This is a genomic window from Streptomyces sp. NPDC058145, assembly GCF_042884245.1.
Taxonomy (GTDB): Bacteria; Actinomycetota; Actinomycetes; order Streptomycetales; family Streptomycetaceae; genus Streptomyces.
Window position 1 is genome coordinate 288,426 of record NZ_JBHVUH010000003.1, and the last position, 19,602, is coordinate 308,027.

Consider the following 19,602-nt stretch of genomic DNA (forward strand, 5'->3'; position numbering starts at 1 on the left):
GGGCCCGGCGGCGCCGGCCCGCTCAGTGGGCCGTCCACCCGCCGTCGAGGACGAGGGAGGTGCCGGTGACGAAGGAGGCCTGCGGCCCGCACAGGTAGGCCATGGCGTCGGCCACCTCCTCGGGTTCGATGAGCCGCTGGACGGCGCTGTCCTTCAGCAGGATCTCGGACAGGACGCGTTCCTCGGGGATGCCGTGGGCCTGCGCCTGATCGGCGATCTGCTTCTCGACCAGTGGGGTGCGCACATAGGCGGGGTTCACACAGTTGGAGGTCACCCCGTGCGGGGCGCCTTCCAGCGCGGCCGTCTTGGACAGGCCTTCGAGGCCGTGCTTGGCGGCCACATAGGCGGACTTGAAGGCCGAGGCGCGCAGTCCGTGCACGGAGGACACGTTGACGATCCGCCCCCACCCTTGCGCGTACATGTGCGGCAGAGCGCCCCGGATGAGCCGGAACGGTGCCTCCAGCATCACGGTCAGCACGGTGTGGAAGACCTCGGGCGGGAACTGCTCCAGGGGGCGCACCAGTTGCAGTCCGGCGTTGTTGACCAGGACGTCGGTGCCGGCGGCGACGCGCTCGGCGGCGTCGAGGTCGGTGAGGTCCAGGACGTGGGGTACGACCGTGCCCGTGAGGTCGCCGGCCCGCTGGGCGAGTTCCGCCAGCTCGGCGAGGCCCGCCGCGTCCCGGTCGACGGCTCTCACCTCGGCGCCGGCGGCGGCGAGCCGCAGCGCGCAGGCGCGCCCGATGCCGCTGGCGGCGCCGGTGACGAGGGCGGTGCGGCCGCCGAGGTCGAGGGAGTGGTGCGCGGCGGGGGGCTGGACGGCGGGTGGCGGGCTGGACGTGGTCATGAGCCGACGATAAGCGGGGCCCACCCCTCACCACATGTGGTCGCCACCCACACTTCAGCCAATAGTCATAGGGTCGAACCATGTGGGTGCCTCGGACATGGCCTGCTTGATCCGGAAGAGCCCGAACTCGTTGAGGTCCGGCAGGGCGTCCACCGTGAACCAGCCCACCTCCAGCGACTCGTCGTCGTTGACCCGGGCCTCGCCGCCCACCGCACGGCAGCGGAAGGTGATGTCCATGTACTGGCAGACGTCCCCGTTGGTGTAGGTGACCGGATCAAGGGCCTGGACGAGGACGACCCGCTCGGGGACGCACGTCACCGCCGTCTCCTCGAACACCTCCCGCACCGCGCAGGCCGCGGGCTGCTCGCCGGGTTCCGGGATGCCTCCGATCACCGACCACCTGCGGGTGTCGGACCGCCGGCCCAGCAGCACTCTGCCGTCGTCGTCGAAGACGATCGCGGTGACCCCGGGGAGCCACAGCAGCTGCTGACCGGCGCTGGCCCGGAGGGTGCGGATGAAGTCAGGAGTAGCCATGGACCGACCCTAACGGGCCGGTCCACGGCTCCCGCGCTTGTCAGGGGGCCCACGGCCGTCGTACGGCTACGCGCCACCGGCGCGCCGGGCGCGCACACCGGAGCCGATCGCCCAGCCGAGTCCGCCCGCGGCGACCAGCACCAGGGCGATCTCGGGCAGGATGCCGAGCCGGGTCGCGGGCGTCTCGGAGGTGCGCAGCGGCACCTTCTGCACGAGGTAGGCGGGCACGAACATGCCGGTCTTCCCGGTGATCCTGCCGTCCGGCATGATGACCGCGCTGACGCCGCTGGTGACCGGCACGGTCACGGTCCGGCTGTGCTCGACGGCACGGACGCGGGACATGGCGAGCTGCTGGTAGGTCATCTCGCTGCGGTCGAAGGTGGCGTTGTTGCTCGGCACCGAGATCATCTCCGCGCCGTGCGTGACCGTGTCCCGGACCGCCCAGTCGAAGGCGGCCTCGTAGCAGGTGGCGAGTCCGACCCTGGCGCCGCCGAAGTCGAAGACGCCCGGCTCGCTGCCCCGGCTGAAGTCCTGGCGGACCATGCCCGTCCAGTCCTTGTTGATCGCGCCGACCAGGCCGCGCAGCGGAAGGTACTCGCCGAACGGCTGCACCTGCCGCTTGTCGTAGGTCTGGATCGGTCCCTTGACCGGGTCCCACAGGATCTGCTCGTTGAGCAGCCTGCCGTCCTTCTCCACGACCCCGCCGACCGAGATCGGCACCCCGACGGCCCGGGCCGCCTCGCTGATGACGGCCGCCGCGTCCGGATTGGTGAAGGGGTCGATGTCGGAGGAGTTCTCCGGCCACAGCACGTAGTCGGGCTTCGCGGCCTTGCCCGCCTTGATGTCGGCGGCGAGCTTGAGGGTCTCCCGCGCGTGGTGGTCGAGCACGGCCCGGCGCTGGGCGCTGAACTCCAGACCGGCGCGGGGGACGTTGCCCTGGATGACCGCGACGGTCGCGGTGCCGTCCTGCGCCTCGTCGCTCACCAGCGGCCGGGCGGCGACCGCTCCCGCCACCGGGACGGCGACGCTCAGCAGGGCGGCGGCCGCCGCCCCGCGCCGCAGGGTCCCGGTGCGGCGCCGCTCGGCGAGCAGACGCCCGGCCTCGTACAGGCCGAATCCGCACAGGACGACGGCGAAGCCGAGCACCGGCGTGCCGCCCACCGCGGCGAGCGGCAGGAAGACGCCGTCCGCCTGGCCGAAGGCGATCTTGCCCCAGGGGAAGCCGCGGAAGGGCACGCGTGCGCGTACCGCCTCGCCGGCGATCCACAGGGCGGCCGCCCACACGGGCCAGGCCGGCAGTCTCGACACCGCGGCCACACCGACGCCGACCAGGGCCACGAAGACCGCCTCGATGGCGACGAGGGCGAGCCAGGGTCCGGGACCGACCTCCACGCCCGTCCACACCAGCAGCGGCAGCAGGAAGCCGAGCCCGAAGAGGTAGCCGAGACCCAGCGCCGCCTTCCAGCCGCGGCCGCGCAGCACCCAGGCGAGGCCGGCGAAGGCGGGCAGGGCCAGCCACCACAGGGTGCGCGGCGGGAAGCTGACGTAGAGCAGCACTCCGCACAGGGCGGAGGCGACGGCCGGGACCGGACGCAGGAGCCGGCTGCGGCGCGCCGCCGGCGCGGAGGGCGGCCTGAGCTGGTCGGACTGGTCCACGGAAGTTGCGGTGACGGTCACCCGGGGAGTGTACGGCGGTCGCCCTCGATGCCGACAGCGCCGTCCAGGACGTCCCGGCCGCCTCCGGCGTCCCGTCGCCGGTCACGCGTTCCCGCGCGACTCGTCCACAAAGCGGCCATCAGCCGTTACGGTGTGCCCAGCCTCAGCGGTGCGGCCCGGTCCGGTGTGCGCCGCCGGGGACCGCCACAGGTCGGGGGACCTGGGCAGGAGGGGCTACGGGGTGGGGTCGACGGGAATGAGATCCGCGGCCGGCGCGGACGGCGCCGATTGCCGGCACGCCGGACGAAACGTTTCTGACGGTGCGGGCATGATCCTCCTGGGCGCGTGCGCCGCCTGGTCGCTGATCACGGCGGCGGCCCATGAGGGGCGGCCCGAGGGCGTGCTGCTCGCGGTGCTCGCCGTGGCCGCCGGCTACGCCGCGGGACGTATCTCCGGGTCGCTGCTGCCGGTGGCCGCGCCGGCGGCCGGTGCGGTCACGGGAGCGGTCATGCCGCTGGTGATGCCCGATCTCTCCCCCGGCCCCCGGTACACCGTCCCGCTCGGGCACGCCGGTGCCACCGCCGCGCTGCTGGCGCTGGCGACCGGGGCGGCCTGCTGTGCCGCCTGGTCGGCGCGCCGGCCGGCGACCCGGCTCGGTCTGCGGCTGCTGGCCGCCGGCATCGCGCTGACCGGCGCCGCGGCCGGCTCGGCCGTCGGCTGCGCGGCCAGCGCGGCCGTTCTGCTGTGTTCGCTCGCGGCGGGCGCGATGCCCTGCCGGGGCGCCGGTGTCGCCGGGCTGGCCCTCACGGCGGTCGTGCCCGCGGCGGCGGTGTGGGCGGTCGCGGCGGACGCGCTGCCCACCGGTCTCACCGAGGCCCTGCGGGGCCGGTTCACCGGGAGCCGGCCAGAGCTGTGGCGGGACGCCCTGCGGCTGACCGGCCGCGACACCCTGCTCGGCGTCGGCCCCGGCCGCTTCGGCGAGTTCGGTGCCGCCGGGCCGCAGGGAGCACTGGCCGACGGCAGACCGCACTCGGCCCCGCTCCAGCAGGCGGCCGAGCAGGGCCTGGTCGGGGTGCTGCTGCTGGTCGCCGTGCACGGCTGGGTGCTGCACGCCCTGTGGCGCTCCCCGCGTTCCACCCCGGTGGCCCTCACCGCGGGCGCGGCACTGACCGTGCTCGCCGTGCTCGCCGCGGTCGGCAACGCGCTCAGCTTCACCGCGGTGACGGCGGGGGCGGGGCTGCTGGCGGGGTGGGCGACGGCACGGCCGTGGGCCGGGGACGACACGGAGCCGTAGCGAACCCGTACCAGCGGAGCCGGTCGGGCCGGAACTCGTGCGGGTCAGCTGATGGTGCCCGGTGTGATCGCCCGCAGCCGGGCTCTGATGACGCGGACCGCGGACTCCGCGTTGTCCACGGTGATCGTGAAGGTGTGGCCGTCCCACAGCCTGAGCACGATGCCCTCGCCGCGGCGGACGACCACGGCCGTGCCCTTCTCGGGGCGCCAGCGGTAGCCCCAGCCACCCCAGTTGCAGGGGGTGACGAGGGCGGCGAAGTCGGCTCCGGCGACCTCGGAGAGGGGGATGCGGCGGCGCGGCACTCCGATGTGGCCGCAGCGCACCTCGAGGCAGTCCTTCTCGAGTTTCAGGTCGACGTGCACGAAGGCCAGGGTGCCGAAGAGGACCAGCAGGCCGGCCGCGATGCAGCCGACGACGGACATCGCCAGCGCGGCGACGCCGGAGGTCCAGGCGGATTCCACGGCCAGCTCGATGCCGAGCGCCAAGCAGGCGGCGCCCACCAGCGCCAGCAGCCACTGGACCCGGTTGGTGGCGCGTCCGGTCCAGACGTCGGGGTGCGAGGCGTCCTCGGCGTGGCGGTGCTCGCTCATGGATATGAGGTTACTCAGGTTTCGGTGCGCGGGTACCCGCGCGCGGACGGTGACTGCTCCGGGCGGCCCAGACACGAGCCGCGGGCGTCCCGGGTCAGCGCCGGTCGGCGAGCGGACCCGCGGACGGCAGCAGCCGTCCCTCGGGGTAGAGCAGCGCGGCCGCGGGAAGCGCGCCCTCGCGGCCGCTGAGCAGCACTGTCAGCGTGCCCTCGGCGGGGCCCCCGGGGGCGGGCTGTTCGCCGAGGCGGCGCAGGGCTTGGGCGGCAACGGCCCCGGCGGAGCCGTGCAGGGCGAGCGGGGTGGCGCTTCCGTTCCGTACGGCGGCGCGGATACGGTCCGCCACCAGTTCGTAGTGGGTGCAGCCCAGGACGACGGTCGTGACGTCGTCCGGGGTCAGCGCGGCCGCGGCGGCGACGGCGACGTCGATGGCCGCCTCGTCCGCGTGTTCCACGGCCTCGGCCAGCCCCCAGCAGGGCACCTCGGTGACCGGGACCCCGTCGGCGAACTCCTCGATGAGACCGCGCTGGTAGGGGCTGCCGGTGGTGGCGGGCGTGGCCCAGATGGCGACCGGGCCGCCGCCGGCGACGGCCGGCTTGATCGCCGGGACCGTGCCGATCACCGGGATGTCGGGCTCCAGACGGGCACGCAGGGCGGGCAGCGCGTGCACGGTGGCGGTGTTGCAGCCGATGATCAGGGCGTCCGGCCGGTGGGCCGCGGCGGCGTCGGCGACGGCCAGGGCTCGCGTGGTGAGGTCCTCGGTGGTGCGCGGTCCCCAGGGCATGCCGTCGGGGTCGAGGGAGAGGACGAGGTCCGCGTCGGGCCGCAGGCGCCGTACCGCGGCGGTGGCCGCCAGCAGGCCGATTCCGGAGTCCATGAGCGCGATCTTCACCCGGCCACGATAGACGATGGGCTCCGCCGGCCGGCCGGGTGGGGCAGACTGCGCCCGTGAGCGCCATCGTGTGGATCGCCGTCGCCTCCCTCGCCGCCTGGTGCTGGCTGCTGCTGTGCCAGGGCTTCTTCTGGCGCACGGACGTCCGGCTGCCACCGCGCCGCAGTCCCGGTGACTGGCCGTCGGTGTGCGTCGTGGTTCCGGCCCGGGACGAGGCCGCGGTGCTGCCCGCGAGTCTGCCGTCGCTGCTCGCGCAAGACTATCCGGGGCGCGCCGAGATCGTCCTGGTGGACGACGGGAGCACGGACGGCACCGGGGAGCTGGCCCGCGAGCTGTCGCGCAGGCACGCAGGGCTGCCGCTGACGGTGGACTCCCCCGGCGAGCCGCCGGCGGGCTGGACGGGCAAGCTCTGGGCGGTGCGGCACGGCATCGCCCTGGCACGCGCGCGTGACCCCGAGTACCTGCTCCTGACGGACGCCGACATCGCGCACGCGCCGGACAGCCTGCGGGAGCTGGTGGCGGCGGCCCGCACCGGCGGCTTCGACGTGGTGTCGCAGATGGCGCGGCTGCGGGTGGAGAGCCTGTGGGAGCGGCTCGTGGTGCCGGCGTTCGTCTACTTCTTCGCGCAGCTGTATCCGTTCCGCCGGATCGGCCGGCGGGGATCGCGTACGGCGGCAGCGGCGGGCGGCTGCGTACTGCTGCGCGCGGACATGGCGGAGCGGGCGGGGATCCCGGACGCCATCCGGCACGCCGTCATCGACGACGTCGCCCTCGCGCGCGCGGTGAAGCGCGCCGGTGGTCATGTCTGGCTGGGGCTGGCCGACCGGGTGGACAGCGTGCGGCCCTATCCGCGGCTGCACGACCTGTGGCGCATGGTCTCGCGCAGCGCCTACGCCCAGTTGCGGCACAGCCCGCCGCTGCTGCTCGGCACGGTCGCCGGGCTCGCCCTGGTGTACCTGGTGCCGCCCGCGGCCGTGGTGGCGGGGGCCGTCACGGGCAGTACGGCCACGGCGGTGGCGGGCGCGCCGGCGTGGGCGGTGATGGCGGCCACGTACCTGCCGATGCTCCGTTACTACCGGCAGCCGCTGTGGCTCGCGCCGCTGCTGCCGTTCACCGCTCTCCTCTATCTCTTGATGACGGTGGACTCGGCCGTGCAGCACTACCGGGGGCGGGGTGCGGCCTGGAAGGGCCGCACGTACGCGCGTCCGCAGGTGCGGCCCGACGAGGGCTGACCCGGTTCACTTGCGGCCGGGTGTCCAGTTCATGCCCCAGCCGTAGGCGCGGTCTATGGTCCGCTGCGGACTCACCCCCCGCTCGGGCACCAGGTACCGCGCCTCGCGCTGGACGACGAGGTCGCCGCCCGTGTTGGTGATCAGGGCGAGCGCGCAGACCGTGGACGGGACCGTGCACTCGTCCAGGGAGAAGTCGATCGGGGCGCCGTGCTGGGGCTGGAGGGTGACCGTGGCGTGCAGGTCGGCGAAGGAGGCGGCGCCCTCGTAGATGGTGACGAAGACCAGGAGGCGCCGGAAGTCCCGCTTGTGGTCGAGGTTGACGGTGAGGTTCTCGCCGTTCGCCGCCGCGCCGGTGCGGTCGTCGCCGTCCAGATGGATGTACGGCGGACGGTTCAGGGATCCGAAGGCGTTGCCGAGGGCCTGTACGACGCCCTTGCGCCCGTCGGTGAGTTCGTACAGGGCGCACAGGTCGAGGTCGACGCCGCCCTGACCGCCGCCCCATCGGCCGCCCCAGGCCGGGAACTGCTTGCGCACCTGCCAGTTCAGGTTGACCCGCAGGGCCCCTGAAGTGCCGCCCTGCTTGGCCAGCGAGACGGAGGGGGCGGCCTTGGTGAGGGTCACTTTGGAGAGGCGGACCGGCTCGGCCGCGGCGGCTGCCGGGGGCGGCGGCAGCGGGACCGGCGCGGTGACCGGCGGCGGCATGGTCACCGGCGGCGCGGCGGGTGGGGGTGGCGACGCGGCGGGCGGGGAGGGCTGCGTTACGGGCGACGGGGGCGGCGTGGCGGGCGACGACGGGGACGCGGGCGGCGCGGCGTGCTGCTGCGGTTCGTCGACGGTGATGCCGAAGTCGGTTGCCAGGCCCTCGAGTCCGCTGCTGTAGCCCTGGCCGACGGCGCGGAACTTCCAGCCGCCCTGGCGCCGGTAGAACTCGCCGAGCAGGAAGGCGGTCTCGGAGGTCGCGCCGGGGCTGTCGAAGCGGGCGACCACCGCACCGCCGCCGTCCTCGGTCACCTCGATGTAGAGGCCGGGAACCTGCCCGAACGTCCCGCCGTCGGACGAGGCGGCGAGGACGATCCGGTCGATCCCGCTCTCCACGCGCGTGAGGTCGACGAGGAGGGTGTCGGTGACCCGCTCACCGGCGGTCCGTTTGCCCTCGTGCCGGACCGCGCCGGAGGGGTGCGCGGGCTGGTTGTAGAAGACGAAGTCCCCGTCGGAGCGGACCTTTCCGGCCGCGAGCAGCAGCGCCGAGGCGTCCGCGTCGGGCACCGAGGGCCCCGGGCGCCAGCCCAATTCGACGCGCAGGGCCGTGGCCGGCACCGGCGCATTCGATCCTTTCGGCATTGTCATGTCCGCCCCCATCAGGTGTCGGTGTGCGTCCCGGACGTTGCCGGGCGCCCCGGATGATCGCTACCCGTCCAACCTATTCCCGGGGGCGGCGATCGCACATGAGGTGGCACAGGAAGACCGGCGAAGATCGCCGGTCAACCGCCGGTAACCCGTCAGGAGCTCGGCTTTTACACGATCCAAACCCTGATCGGCGTCCTTTTTTGCCGAGTTCGCTCGTATTGGGGATCCCACGTCACTGCCGACACGGAAAACAACCCTCTTATCGGTCTCCCCAACCAGCACATCGTGGGCTTAACTTATGTGCCATGACCTCCCCCCGCTCCACTTATGGCGGCGGCTACTACTCCGCCTCCTTCCCGGACACTCCGATCTACGACTCCCTCGTGGCCGAGCGGGGTACCCCGCAGATCGCCCCGATCCGGGTCCCCGCCGCGTACGACACGGGCAGCAGCCTGCCCGCGCTGCCGTCGGCGCTGCCCGCCCTCCCGGCGGCACCCTCGTACCAGCAGGCCCCGTCCTACGGTTACCCGCAGGCGCAGCAGCACGCCCCGCTGCATCAGGCGCCCACGGCGTACATCCCGCAGCAGGCGAGCGCGCCGCGCGGTTACCCCGGCCCGCAGGCGCCGCAGCAGCGCCCGATGGCCGGCGGCACGGGGTACGAGGCGATGCGCCCAGCCGCCCCGCGGCCCGCGGCGGCTCCGTACCAGGACCCGTACAACAACCAGCAGTACCGCGGTTACTGACCCGCGGCCCCGGCTGACGCTGCCACCTGGCACGATGGCCGCATGGGGAACGCACGACTGCGGTCGATCCACGTCCACCCGGTCAAGGCGTTCCAGGGCGTCTCGCCCCGGGAGGCCGTGGTGGAGCCCTGGGGGCTGGCCGGGGACCGACGCTGGACGCTGATCGACGACGGGGGAAAGGTCGTCACACAACGCGAGCAGCCGCGTCTCGCACTTGCCGCCGCCGAGCCCTTGCCCGGCGGCGGCATTCGCGTGTCGGCGCCCGGACGTGAACCGCTGGAGGTCGCGGTCCCGGAACCCGCCGCCACGGTGCCGGTGAACGTCTTCGGCGCGAAGGTGGCGGCGGTCCCGGCGTCCGGCGCCGCTCATGCGTGGTGTTCCGGCCATCTGGGCGCCGGTGTCCGACTGGTCCACATGGACGATCCGGCCTCCCGCCGCCCGCTGGACCCCGCGTACGCGCGGCCGGGCGAGACGGTGAGCTTCGCCGACGGCTATCCCCTGCTGGTCACCACCGTCGCCTCCCTCGACGCCCTGAACGGGCTGATGGCGCGGGGCGATCACGCCGCCGAGGGTCCGCTGCCGATGAACCGCTTCCGGCCGAGCGTGGTCGTCGAGGGCACCGAGCCGTGGACGGAGGACGACTGGTCCGGCCTCTCCATCGGCGAGGTGGTCTTCCGGGTCGCCAAGGCCTGTGCGCGCTGCGTGGTGACCACGACCGACCAGGACACCGCCCGACGCGGCCGCGAACCCCTGCACACCCTGGCCCGGCACCGCAAGGTCGGCGGCCGGCTGCTGTTCGGCCGGTACCTGGTGCCGCTCGCGCCCGGCACCATCCGGGTGGGGGACCCGGTACGGGTGTTGTCGTAACTCCCGGGAACCCCGGCGCGGGGCCCGGTCGTTGGGACACCATGAGGAATGCGTGAACGGCCCGGGCCAGGAGTGAGGTCACTCGCTCCGGGCCCGGGCCCGGGGGTGGGCGGCTCCTCGGGGGCCGCCGGGGAGCGGAAGGGGGTGGGGGACGTGCGGGCCATCAGAGGCCTGTGGCGCTGGCGGCGGAATCCGCTGCGCCGTGCGACCGATCTGACCGAGGCCTGGGTGGCCTTCGTGGCACTGGTGCTGATCGCCGTGGCCGCGCCGGTGACCGGCACCCTGGTCGGAGTGACGGCTCAGGACTCCCTGCAGCGCTCCGCGCGGGAGCAGCGGCACGAACGTCACCTCGTCACGGCGACGGTGGTGCGAAGACTCGGCGGCGCCCCGGTGGAGACCGACCCCGACACCAGCGCCGTGGGGGACGCCCGCAGCCGGGTCCTCGCCGACTGGACGGCACCCGACGGCAGCCACCGGCGCGGAGCGGCCCTGGCGAAGCTCAGATCGCCGTATCCGGGCGACCGCTTCGCGCTCTGGACGGACCGGTACGGCCGTGTGACGACACGCCCGCTGGACTCCCCCACGGCGACGACGCACGCCGTACTCGCGGGCCTCGGCTCCGCGTTGCTGACCGCGGGCCTGGTCGAGTGCGGTCGGCGGCTGATCGTGTGGCGCATGGTCCGCCGCCGGTACGCGCGCTGGGACCGGGCCTGGGACCGGGCGGGTCCGGACTGGGGCAAGGCAGGCACCGGCAGCTGACGGCCTTCCGGCTCTGGTCATCCCACCACCCGCGCGCACGCTACGGTGGAGCGGCCGACTCGCATTCGGCACCAAAACCCGCGTACTACGAGGTGGGGGCACGGCAACGCCATGGCACAGGGCACGGTCCAGGTGACGCACAGCGGTACTTCGCGGTGGCGCCGCCGCACGGGTGAGTACGCTTCGCTCGCCGCAGCCCTGGAGGCCGCCGCCGACGGTGACGTCCTCACCATCGCTCCCGGCACCTACCGGGAGAACCTGGTCGTGCGGCGGCCGGTGACCCTGCGGGGTCCCGAAGGCGCCCCGGGCTCGGTGCGGATCGCGCCGGCGGACGGTGTCCCGCTGACCGTGCGGGCCTCGGCGGTGGTGCAGGACCTGCATGTGGAGGGCCAGGACGCGGCGGCGCCCGCCCTGCTGGTGGAGGAGGGCACGCCCGAGCTGATGGACGTGCGGATCGTCACCCGGTCCGCCGCGGGCATCGAGGTGCGGGGCGGGGCGCGCCCGACCGTGCGCCGCTGCACCGTCGACAACCCGGCCGGCATCGGCATCGCCGTACTCGACGGCGCGGGCGGGGTGTTCGAGGAGTGCGAGGTCGTCGCGGCGGGGCAGGCGGGGGTCTCGGTCCACGGCGGAGCCCATCCCCGGCTGGAGCGCTGCCGGGTGCACCACGCCGCGGGCAACGGGCTGACCGCGACGGGGGAGAACTCGGCGCTGGAGGCGGTCGGTTGCGAGGTGTACGAGGTCCGGGGCTCCGGGGTGCAGGTCACCGGGCGGGCGACGGCCCATCTCATCGACTGCGATCTGCACCGCACCACGGCCGACGGTGTCACGCTGGACACGGACGCGGTGCTCACGCTCGCCGACTGCCGGATCCATGACGTCCCGGAGAACGCGATCGACCTGCGCTCCCGCTCGGTGCTCACGCTGACCCGGACGACGGTTCGTCAGTTCGGCCGCAACGGCCTGTCGGTGTGGGACCCGGGCACCCGGGTCGACGCCAACCAGTGCGAGATCTTCGACAGCACCGGTGACTACCCGGCGGTGTGGGTGAGCGACGGCGCCACGGCGGTGCTCGACGCCTGCCGGGTGCACGACGTGCCGGACGCGCTGTTCGTGCTGGACCGCGGCTCGCGCGCGGACGTCGTGGACAGCGATCTGTACCAGGTGCGCAACACGGCGGTGTCGGTGAGCGACGGCGCGACCGCGCAGCTCGACGACTGCCGGATCCGGGACGCGGCCACCGGCGCCTGGTTCCGCGACCACGGCAGCGGCGGCAACCTCGGCAACTGCACCCTGGACGGCACCCAGACCGGTGTGATCGTCACCAAGGGCGCCGACCCCACCGTCGAGCGGTGCACGGTCGACTCCCCCGCCGAGGCGGGCTTCTACGTGTCCGCGGGCGGCCGCGGCACCTTCGTGAACTGCCGCGTCAGCGGCAGCGGCGGCTACGGCTTCCACGTGATCGACGGATGCCGCACCACGCTGCGCAAGTGCCGTACGGAGCGGTGCGCGCGCGGTGGTTACGAGTTCGCGGACGCCGGGCCGGACACGGGCTCCGGGTCGGGTCCGGTGGTGGAGGACTGCACCAGCGACGAGAGCGGCGGTCTCCGGCCACCGGCACCGCGCGAGACGGCCGAGGAGTCGGCGTCCCCCTCCTCCGCGGGCCTGCTGGGAGCGATCCCCGGCCAGCGCGCCCTGGACGCGGAACCGGCCGTCGCCGCAATCGAGCCGGAGCAGCCGGCCCGCTCCTCGAAGGCCGTGCTCGGTGAACTGGACGCGCTGGTGGGCCTGGAGAGCGTCAAGCGGGAGGTGCGGGCGCTGACCGACATGATCGAGGTGGGCCGGCGCCGGCAGCAGGCGGGCCTGAAGGCGGCCTCGGTCAAGCGGCACCTGGTCTTCACCGGTTCCCCCGGCACGGGCAAGACGACGGTGGCCCGGCTGTACGGCGAGATCCTCGCCTCCCTCGGGGTGCTGGAGAAGGGCCATCTGGTCGAGGTGTCCCGGGTCGACCTGGTCGGTGAGCACATCGGCTCGACGGCGATCCGTACCCAGGAGGCCTTCCAGCGGGCGCGCGGCGGTGTCCTGTTCATCGACGAGGCCTACGCGCTGTCCCCGGAGGACGCCGGGCGCGACTTCGGCAAGGAGGCCATCGACACGCTGGTGAAGCTGATGGAGGACCACCGGGACGCGGTGGTGGTGATCGTCGCCGGCTACACGGCCGAGATGGAGCGCTTCCTCTCCGTCAACCCCGGAGTGGCCTCCCGCTTCTCACGGACCATCACCTTCGGTGACTACGGCCCCGACGAGCTGCTCAGGATCGTGGAGCAGCAGGCCGACGAGCACGAGTACCGGCTGACTCCGGGCGCGTCGGAGGCGTTGCTGAAGTACTTCACGGCGATTCCGAAGGGCCCCGCGTTCGGCAACGGCCGCAGCGCGCGTCAGACCTTCGAGGCGATGGTGGAACGGCACGCGAGCCGCGTCGCCCAGCTCGCGGACCCCAGCACCGACGACCTGACCCTGCTGTACGGCGAGGACCTGCCCGAGCTGCCCTGACCGGAGCACCCGGCCGGGAGCGTCACGGTTCCGGGCGTTCCGGCCGCTGGGTGGGCAGGTCCGGGCGCAGGCGGGCCAGGAGGCGGGCCCGTTCCCGGGCGAAGGCCGGATCGGCCTGGTAGTCGGAGTGGCCGAGGATCGGGGCCGGGAGCGGGTGCTCGGGGGTGCGGCCGTAGGCGAGGGGGTCGCGCAGGGACTCGTGGTCGACCTCGGGGCCGCAGTCGCCGGGGAGACGGACCGGGCCGCCGATGGGGTCGGTGGGCCGGTGGAGATTGCGCCAGCAGGCGACGTCCCGGTGCAGTGCGGCCAGTGCGGGCGGGCCGAAGTGGGCCGGGAACCAGCGGCCGTAGAGACGCTCCAGCGGGGAGCCGTAGGTGAGCAGAGCCACCCGTTTGCGGGCCGACGGGCTGAGCTGCCAGGCGGCGGACGCGGCCAGCACGCTGCCCTGGGAGTGGCCGGACAGGACCAGCCGGCCGCCGGTGCGCGCGGTCCAGGTCGCCATCCGCCAGGTCAGGTCCGGCACCGCGCGCTCGGCGTAGCAGGGTGGGGCGAAGGGGTGGGCGGCGCGCGGCCAGAAGGTGCCGACGTCCCAGAGGATGCCGATGGTGCGCCGGGCGGAGGCGTCCCGGTAGGCCCGCCGGCCCCAGGTGACGAACAGCAGGAAACCTATTCCGATCAGCCAGGAGCCCAGCGCCTGCGAGGTCTCGGCGGCCGCCTGGACGACGTCGTACGTCCGCCGGGCCGCCCCCTCGGGGGGCTTGCCGGTGGCCAGGGCGCCCGCCAGCGCGGCGGCGCCCAGCAGCAGCGTGGTGGCGCAGAGCACGCCGATGACCAGCGGTGCCCGGTCGGTGAGGGTGGCCATGGCCCGCGCATGGGCGATACGGCGGGTTCGGGAGGGGTCCTCGGGCTCGCCGGGATGCTCGTGCCGTACCCGGTCGCGCTCGGCCCGGGCGAGCCGCGCGGTGCGCCGGGCCAGGTGGGCGGCGAGGAGCAGCAGCACCGCAAGCAGCGGCGGGATGACGGAGGCCTGCCAGGTCAGCAGTACCGGCGGCCCGTCGAGGAGGGAACGGGTGCCGTCCAGCCAGTCGGCGACGCGCTGTGCGATGCCGCCGGACATCACGCCGCCCAGAGCGCAGGCGAGCAGCGCCACCGCCGGCCCGCCGAGGCCACGTCCCGCGGCGCGCGGGTCGGGGCGCCGGCGGTACAGGTCGTGGGCGACGACGGCGAGGACGACGACGAGCAGTCCCTGGGTCAGCATGAGGGCGCCGAAGGCCGCGTCACCGGGCAGCCGACCGACGGACCGCCAGCCGGGGCGGGACCAGCCGGCGTGGACGAGGGTGAGCAGCAGCAGGACGAGGGCGCCGAGCGGCAGGCGGCGTACGAGGTGGCGGTCGAGCCTGTGGTCGGGGCACCGCTCGCTGCGGCCGCGGCGGCAGACGACGGCCACCACGGCCCCCGCGCAGCCGAGCAGGGCCGCGGCGAGGAGCCAGCCGAGCACGTTCAGGGCGGCCGGCCCGCCGGGACGGTGGTCGAAGCGGGCCGTGGGCGTGGCGACCGCGGCGGCGACCGTGAGCAGGCCGGCCGTGGTGTGGGCGGCGCGGAGCCGGGCCACCAGGCGGCGCCCGTACCAGAAGCCGGGCCGGGCCAGGGCGCTCGCGTCGGTCTCCGGCTCGGGGTCGCGGGACATCGGCTGGTGGGACTCGTAGGCGTTCCAGGTGCGGTGCGAGAGGTACCAGAGCAGGGCGGTCAGGGCGGCCGGGATCAGTGCGGCGAGCGCGAGCCGGCGGCCCGGCCGGGTCCACCAGGCGTCGCCGGCCACGGCCGGTGAGAGGAAGCCCAGCCAGGTGTGGCGGCGGGCGCAGTCCGTGACGCCCGCGCACTGCCAGGCGACCAGGTCGAGCGCGACCTCACAGGCGGCGGCGGTGAACAGCACGGTCAGGGTGAGGGCGGCCAGCCGGACGAGGAGGCCGTAAAGCCGGACGGTGCGCCTGCGGCCGTGGGCGGCGGGGCGCATCCAGTGGGCGAGATTGACCACCATGAAGGGCAGCAGCAGGAGCCACAGGGCGCGGGTGCCGTCACCGGAGGTGAGGTTGCACCAGACGTACGCCTCCTGGACCGGTTCTCCGCCGGGGCCGCCCGCGGCCGCCGGTTCCCCGGCGTCGGTGGCGCGCCGGAAGATCGCGGCCGTGTCGTCGCCGGTGATCCGCACGGTGCGCGGGTCGTCGAGCATCTTCTGGGGTGTGGTGCCGCCGACCCCGTGCACCAGGAGTTCCAGCTCGGCACCGGCCGGTGCGGGCCGTAAGGCGGAGCCGTCCGTCTCCGGCCCGGCGATGCGTTCCTGCGCACGTTCCACTGTCAGCACTTCCCCCGTGACGCGCCTGCCGGACACCTGTCCACGCGGGCTTCAGGTTCTCCGTTTCCGGGTCCTTGTACACCTCTCCTCACGCAATCTCCCCGATCCGTGTGACACCGGCCCGGGTCCCCGGCGCCGGGTCCGGGCCGCCATGGCATGCGCGCGTCGGGAAAGGCGGTGGCGCGACCGCCGCCGTCCCGTGAAAAGATGGAACGCCCGTGCACCGGGGACGGCTGGACCTCCAGGTCGGAGCCGGTACGGCGGGCGGGTCGGACGACGGATCGCGGCGAAGGGACCGGAGCGTACGTGAGCGAGAATCAGAACCTCCTCGCGGAGCAGCGCCGCGCCCTGATCCTGGACGAGGTCCGGCGCCGGGGCGGCGTCCGGGTCAACGAGCTGACCCGCAAGCTCGGCGTGTCCGACATGACCGTGCGGCGCGATCTGGACGCGCTGGCCCGGCAGGGCATGCTGGAGAAGGTGCACGGCGGCGCGGTCCCGGTGGTCGAGGCGAGCACGCACGAGCCCGGTTTCGAGGCGAAGTCGGCTCTGGAGCTGACCGCCAAGGAGGACATCGCGCGGTCCGCCGCCCGGCTGGTCACTCCGGGCACGGCGATCGCCCTGTCCGGCGGTACGACGACCTACGCGCTCGCGCAGCACCTGCTGGAGGTGCCCGACCTGACCGTGGTGACGAACTCGGTGCGGGTCGCCGACGTCTTCCACGCGGCGCAGCGCACCTCCGGGCAGCGGCAGGGCGCGGCGACGGTGGTGCTGACCGGCGGGGTGCGCACCCCGTCCGACTCGCTGGTGGGCCCGGTGGCCGACCAGGCGATCGCCGCGCTCCACTTCGATCTGCTCTTCCTCGGCGTGCACGGGATATCGGTGGAGGCCGGACTGTCCACGCCGAACCTCGCGGAGGCCGAGACGAACCGCCGGCTCGTGCAGTCGGCGCGCCGGGTCGTGGTGGTGGCCGACCACACCAAGTGGGGGACGGTGGGCCTGAGTTCGTTCGCCGGGCTGGCGCAGGTGGACACGCTGGTCACCGACGCGGGTCTGCCCGCCGAGGCACGCGCGGAGATCGCCGAGCATCTGCACCGGCTGGTGGTGGCGGGCGAGACCGAGGACGACGAGGACATCTGACGGCGCGTCGGCCGGTCCTCAGTCCGGCCACACGCCCGTGGCCAGCAGCGACTCGATCGCGGCCGTGTACGGGGCGACGTCCAGGCCCTGTTCCTCGAGCCAGGAGTCGGAGTAGTACTTGTCCAGGTAGCGGTCCCCCGGGTCGCACAGCAGGGTGACGACGCTGCCGGTGCGGCCCTCGGCCACCATCTCGGAGACGATCTTCAGCGCGCTCCACAGGCCGGTGCCCGTGGAGCCGCCCGCCTTGCGGCCGATGGCCCGCTCCAGGGCACGTACGGCGGCCACGCTGGCCGCGTCCGGGACCTTCATCATCCGGTCGATCGCGCCGGGCACGAAGCTCGGCTCCATGCGCGGCCGGCCGATGCCCTCGATCCGGGAGCCACAGTCACAGGTGACGTCCGGATCGCCGGTGGTCCAGCCCTCGAAGAAGCAGGAGTTGTCCGGGTCGGCGACACAGATGCGGGTGTCGTACTGCATGTAGTGCACATAGCGTGCGAGGGTCGCCGAGGTACCGCCGGTGCCGGCCGTGGCGACGATCCAGGCGGGCTCCGGGAAACGCTCCAACTCCAGCTGGCGGAAGATGGATTCGGCGATGTTGTTGTTGCCGCGCCAGTCGGTGGCCCGCTCGGCGTAGGTGAACTGGTCCATGTAGTGGCCGCCGGTCTCCACCGCGAGGCGGGCGGACTCCTCGTACATCTTCCGGGAGTCGTCCACGAAGTGGCACTGTCCGCCGTGGAACTCGATCAGACGGCACTTCTCGGCGCTCGTCGTGCGCGGCATGACCGCGATGAAGGGCACGCCGATCAGCTTGGCGAAGTACGCCTCGGAGACGGCCGTGGAGCCGCTGGACGCCTCGATCACCGGGCGGTCCGGCCGGATCCAGCCATTGCACAGGCCGTAGAGGAACAGGGAGCGGGCGAGCCGGTGCTTGAGGCTGCCGGTGGGGTGCGTCGACTCGTCCTTCAGGTACAGGTCGATGCCCCACCGCTCGGGCAGCGGGAAGCGCAGCAGGTGCGTGTCCGCCGAGCGGTTGGCGTCGGCCTGGACCTTGCGGACTGCGTCCTTCAGCCAGGCGCGGTAGGCGGCGTCGCTGCGGTCGACGTCGAGGGTGGTGCCGGTCCGGGTCTGCGGGGTGGTGCTCACGACGGGGCTCCTTACGCTGAGCGCCGACGGCACCTCGGGCGGCCGGCACTTCGCATCATAGGCACCTTCCACACCTCTTCTCACCTGCATAAACGCATCTTTGAGCCACTCAAAGGGACGCTGGGGCACAGCTGTGCGAGGCGCTGCGGGGCGCATTGGCGCGAGTGCTCCGGGCGCCCTTCCCGCGCGCCCCCTGCGCACTGGTGCTCCCGAGCTCGCCGGGGCAGACTGCACCGGACGGGACGATCGTCCCGACAGCGGCGCACACTGGATCACAGCACCGCGCCGGCCCGGACCGGTACCACCGGACACGGGCCGGATCCGGACCCACGCGGTCCGGCGTCGCGGCGAAGGACGCGCACAAGGGGGCGGCAGGACATGGCGGAGCCGGAGTTCACGGCCAAGGGCGTGCGGATCGGCAAACGGCTGCGTTCGCTCACCCGGGCCGGGCAGGTCCGGATCAGCGACGGCAGGGTGGAGTTGCTCACCAGCTACGGCAGCGAGATCGACAGCGCGCCGGTGCAGGCGGTGCGCGCCTCCAGGCCGTGGTTCGCCCCCGAGGACCGGGCGCACGCGGACCTCAACGGCAAGCGGTACTCGCTGACGCTGGGCGAGCACGACCCCGCTCCGGGCGAGCCCGGGCCGCCCGCGGCGCGGCGGTTCATCGAGGCGGTGCGCCGCGCGGCCGGGCGCGGCGGCTGACCGGCAACCGACGGTGGCGAGTTGCGGGAGCGCATCCGCTGCGTCACTCTGGTCTCACGTCACTCTGGGTTTACCGGCGATAACGCTGCGAACCAGCCCGCCGGCCCTGACAGCAGGCGGACGTTTGGACGCAAGCACCCTGCTGGATCCGTTTGTTCTCCGTGTTTCCTCCGGTTCCTCCGGACCTCACATCGGGGAGTCGCAGCCGTGATCAGTCACTCAAGCAGGCACTGCACGGTGGAGCTCCAAGCCCTGCCGTCGCGGATCGGCCAGGTCCGCAGAATCGTATCTGCGCAACTGCGCTACTGGCATATGGACCCGTTGATCGACCGGGCCGCACTCGGTGTGACCGAGCTGCTCAGCAACGTCCACCGGCACGCCCGGCCCGACAAGTCGTGCACCGTCGAGCTGGAACTGCTGGTCGACCGGCTCACGGTCTCGGTGCGCGACCACGATCCTCGTCTCCCCGTGGTCGCCGACGCCGCCGAGGCGCCGGACCTCGTCCCGCTGGCCACCTGCGGGCGGGGCCTGGCGATGGTGGCCGCGCTGAGCGAGAGCTGGGGGGCGCGCCCCGAGGGCGACGACGGCAAGGTCGTGTGGTTCACCCTGCCCGCGCCGTCCACGGCGGTCCGGCAGCCGGCCCGCTCGCCGCGCCCCGCGGCCGAGCGGCGGCCCGCGCCCCGGCTCACTGAGGCGCGGCCGGCCCCGGCGGCGACCACGCCGGTCACCGCCGCACCCACACCGGTCGCCGTGGCTCCCGCCCCCGTCGTGGCGCACGCATCGGCCGTGGCACCCGCTCCCGCCCGGTCGGCCGTTCCCGGCTGACCGGGCGGTGACGTCACCCCGACGTACGGACGGGGCGCCGTGAGGGGACGCGAAGTGGGACCCGATCCCGCCGCGCACCGTCCGGCCCCTCTCTTCGTGGTGATCGCGTCCGGTACGTCCCGCCCGGCGGGAAG

17 protein-coding genes are annotated in these 19,602 nt (G+C 73.9%); 9 read left to right on the top strand and 8 right to left on the bottom strand.

Going from position 1 to position 19,602, the window contains the following annotated elements:
* Positions 1-22: 22 nt before the first annotated feature.
* The 3 genes from ACFVVO_RS08155 to lnt form a co-directional block, all read right to left on the bottom strand.
* Positions 23-844 (bottom strand): 3-hydroxybutyrate dehydrogenase, encoded by an 822-nt coding sequence (locus ACFVVO_RS08155; protein WP_390052799.1) that lies wholly within the window; start codon positions 842-844, stop codon positions 23-25.
* A gap of 54 nt (positions 845-898) precedes the next feature.
* Positions 899-1,378 carry an NUDIX domain-containing protein gene (locus ACFVVO_RS08160; RefSeq protein WP_390052800.1) on the bottom strand — a complete coding sequence of 160 codons (480 nt, stop codon included), beginning with the start codon at positions 1,376-1,378 and terminating at the stop codon, positions 899-901.
* A 66-nt stretch (positions 1,379-1,444) separates the two neighbouring features.
* The gene (lnt, locus tag ACFVVO_RS08165; protein ID WP_390052801.1) at positions 1,445-3,055 is read right to left on the bottom strand and encodes an apolipoprotein N-acyltransferase; all 1,611 of its coding nucleotides are present in this window, start codon (positions 3,053-3,055) and stop codon (positions 1,445-1,447) included.
* 307 nt (positions 3,056-3,362) lie between these two features.
* Here lnt and ACFVVO_RS08170 point away from each other — a divergent pair, with 307 nt between their 5' ends.
* Positions 3,363-4,328, top strand: coding sequence for an O-antigen polymerase (locus ACFVVO_RS08170; RefSeq protein WP_390052803.1), 966 nt, complete (start codon positions 3,363-3,365; stop codon positions 4,326-4,328).
* A gap of 44 nt (positions 4,329-4,372) precedes the next feature.
* Here ACFVVO_RS08170 and ACFVVO_RS08175 read toward each other — a convergent pair whose 3' ends face one another.
* Together ACFVVO_RS08175 and ACFVVO_RS08180 are read right to left on the bottom strand one after the other, a co-directional pair.
* The gene (locus tag ACFVVO_RS08175) at positions 4,373-4,918 is read right to left on the bottom strand and encodes a hypothetical protein (RefSeq protein ID WP_390052805.1); all 546 of its coding nucleotides are present in this window, start codon (positions 4,916-4,918) and stop codon (positions 4,373-4,375) included.
* A 94-nt stretch (positions 4,919-5,012) separates the two neighbouring features.
* The gene (locus tag ACFVVO_RS08180; RefSeq protein ID WP_390052807.1) at positions 5,013-5,807 is read right to left on the bottom strand and encodes a glutamate racemase; all 795 of its coding nucleotides are present in this window, start codon (positions 5,805-5,807) and stop codon (positions 5,013-5,015) included.
* A 56-nt stretch (positions 5,808-5,863) separates the two neighbouring features.
* Between ACFVVO_RS08180 and ACFVVO_RS08185 the strand changes: the two genes are divergently transcribed.
* Positions 5,864-7,039 (top strand): glycosyltransferase, encoded by a 1,176-nt coding sequence (locus tag ACFVVO_RS08185; protein WP_390052809.1) that lies wholly within the window; start codon positions 5,864-5,866, stop codon positions 7,037-7,039.
* Positions 7,040-7,045: 6 nt separating this feature from the next.
* Here the strand turns inward: ACFVVO_RS08185 and ACFVVO_RS08190 are convergent, their stop codons facing one another.
* The gene (locus ACFVVO_RS08190; protein ID WP_390053360.1) at positions 7,046-8,380 is read right to left on the bottom strand and encodes a TerD family protein; all 1,335 of its coding nucleotides are present in this window, start codon (positions 8,378-8,380) and stop codon (positions 7,046-7,048) included.
* Between the two features lie 311 nt (positions 8,381-8,691).
* On the opposite strand from ACFVVO_RS08190, the gene ACFVVO_RS08195 reads away from it, so the two are divergent.
* From ACFVVO_RS08195 to ACFVVO_RS08210, 4 genes are all read left to right on the top strand, one after another.
* The gene (locus ACFVVO_RS08195) at positions 8,692-9,129 is read left to right on the top strand and encodes a DUF6643 family protein (RefSeq protein WP_390052810.1); all 438 of its coding nucleotides are present in this window, start codon (positions 8,692-8,694) and stop codon (positions 9,127-9,129) included.
* Positions 9,130-9,171: 42 nt separating this feature from the next.
* Positions 9,172-9,996 (top strand): MOSC domain-containing protein, encoded by an 825-nt coding sequence (locus ACFVVO_RS08200; RefSeq protein WP_390052812.1) that lies wholly within the window; start codon positions 9,172-9,174, stop codon positions 9,994-9,996.
* Positions 9,997-10,149: 153 nt separating this feature from the next.
* Positions 10,150-10,755: a hypothetical protein gene (locus tag ACFVVO_RS08205; RefSeq protein WP_390052813.1), complete on the top strand. Its 606-nt coding sequence runs from the start codon at positions 10,150-10,152 to the stop codon at positions 10,753-10,755.
* A gap of 111 nt (positions 10,756-10,866) precedes the next feature.
* Positions 10,867-13,308 carry a right-handed parallel beta-helix repeat-containing protein gene (locus tag ACFVVO_RS08210; RefSeq protein ID WP_390052815.1) on the top strand — a complete coding sequence of 814 codons (2,442 nt, stop codon included), beginning with the start codon at positions 10,867-10,869 and terminating at the stop codon, positions 13,306-13,308.
* Positions 13,309-13,330: 22 nt separating this feature from the next.
* On the opposite strand, the gene ACFVVO_RS08215 is transcribed toward ACFVVO_RS08210, so the two are convergent.
* The gene (locus ACFVVO_RS08215) at positions 13,331-15,661 is read right to left on the bottom strand and encodes a hypothetical protein (protein ID WP_390052817.1); all 2,331 of its coding nucleotides are present in this window, start codon (positions 15,659-15,661) and stop codon (positions 13,331-13,333) included.
* Positions 15,662-15,967: 306 nt separating this feature from the next.
* On the opposite strand from ACFVVO_RS08215, the gene ACFVVO_RS08220 reads away from it, so the two are divergent.
* The gene (locus ACFVVO_RS08220) at positions 15,968-16,798 is read left to right on the top strand and encodes a DeoR/GlpR family DNA-binding transcription regulator (protein ID WP_390052819.1); all 831 of its coding nucleotides are present in this window, start codon (positions 15,968-15,970) and stop codon (positions 16,796-16,798) included.
* A gap of 18 nt (positions 16,799-16,816) precedes the next feature.
* On the opposite strand, the gene ACFVVO_RS08225 is transcribed toward ACFVVO_RS08220, so the two are convergent.
* Positions 16,817-17,941 (bottom strand): PLP-dependent cysteine synthase family protein, encoded by a 1,125-nt coding sequence (locus tag ACFVVO_RS08225; RefSeq protein WP_390052821.1) that lies wholly within the window; start codon positions 17,939-17,941, stop codon positions 16,817-16,819.
* Between the two features lie 378 nt (positions 17,942-18,319).
* On the opposite strand from ACFVVO_RS08225, the gene ACFVVO_RS08230 reads away from it, so the two are divergent.
* A complete protein-coding gene (locus ACFVVO_RS08230; RefSeq protein ID WP_351660537.1) occupies positions 18,320-18,643 on the top strand; it encodes a hypothetical protein in 324 nt (107 codons plus the stop codon).
* Between the two features lie 207 nt (positions 18,644-18,850).
* Positions 18,851-19,468: an ATP-binding protein gene (locus ACFVVO_RS08235; protein WP_390052823.1), complete on the top strand. Its 618-nt coding sequence runs from the start codon at positions 18,851-18,853 to the stop codon at positions 19,466-19,468.
* Positions 19,469-19,602 lie beyond the last annotated feature (134 nt).

What these genes read in the sequence shown, in the direction of transcription:
- ACFVVO_RS08155 (WP_390052799.1), bottom strand. Translation starts at nt 844, where the DNA reads ATGACCACGTCCAGCCCGCCACCCGCCGTCCAGCCCCCCGCCGCGCAC.
- ACFVVO_RS08160 (WP_390052800.1), bottom strand. Translation starts at nt 1,378, where the DNA reads ATGGCTACTCCTGACTTCATCCGCACCCTCCGGGCCAGCGCCGGTCAG.
- ACFVVO_RS08170 (WP_390052803.1), top strand. Translation starts at nt 3,363, where the DNA reads ATGATCCTCCTGGGCGCGTGCGCCGCCTGGTCGCTGATCACGGCGGCG.
- ACFVVO_RS08175 (WP_390052805.1), bottom strand. Translation starts at nt 4,918, where the DNA reads ATGAGCGAGCACCGCCACGCCGAGGACGCCTCGCACCCCGACGTCTGG.
- ACFVVO_RS08190 (WP_390053360.1), bottom strand. Translation starts at nt 8,380, where the DNA reads ATGCCGAAAGGATCGAATGCGCCGGTGCCGGCCACGGCCCTGCGCGTC.
- ACFVVO_RS08195 (WP_390052810.1), top strand. Translation starts at nt 8,692, where the DNA reads ATGACCTCCCCCCGCTCCACTTATGGCGGCGGCTACTACTCCGCCTCC.
- ACFVVO_RS08200 (WP_390052812.1), top strand. Translation starts at nt 9,172, where the DNA reads ATGGGGAACGCACGACTGCGGTCGATCCACGTCCACCCGGTCAAGGCG.
- ACFVVO_RS08210 (WP_390052815.1), top strand. Translation starts at nt 10,867, where the DNA reads ATGGCACAGGGCACGGTCCAGGTGACGCACAGCGGTACTTCGCGGTGG.
- ACFVVO_RS08230 (WP_351660537.1), top strand. Translation starts at nt 18,320, where the DNA reads ATGGCGGAGCCGGAGTTCACGGCCAAGGGCGTGCGGATCGGCAAACGG.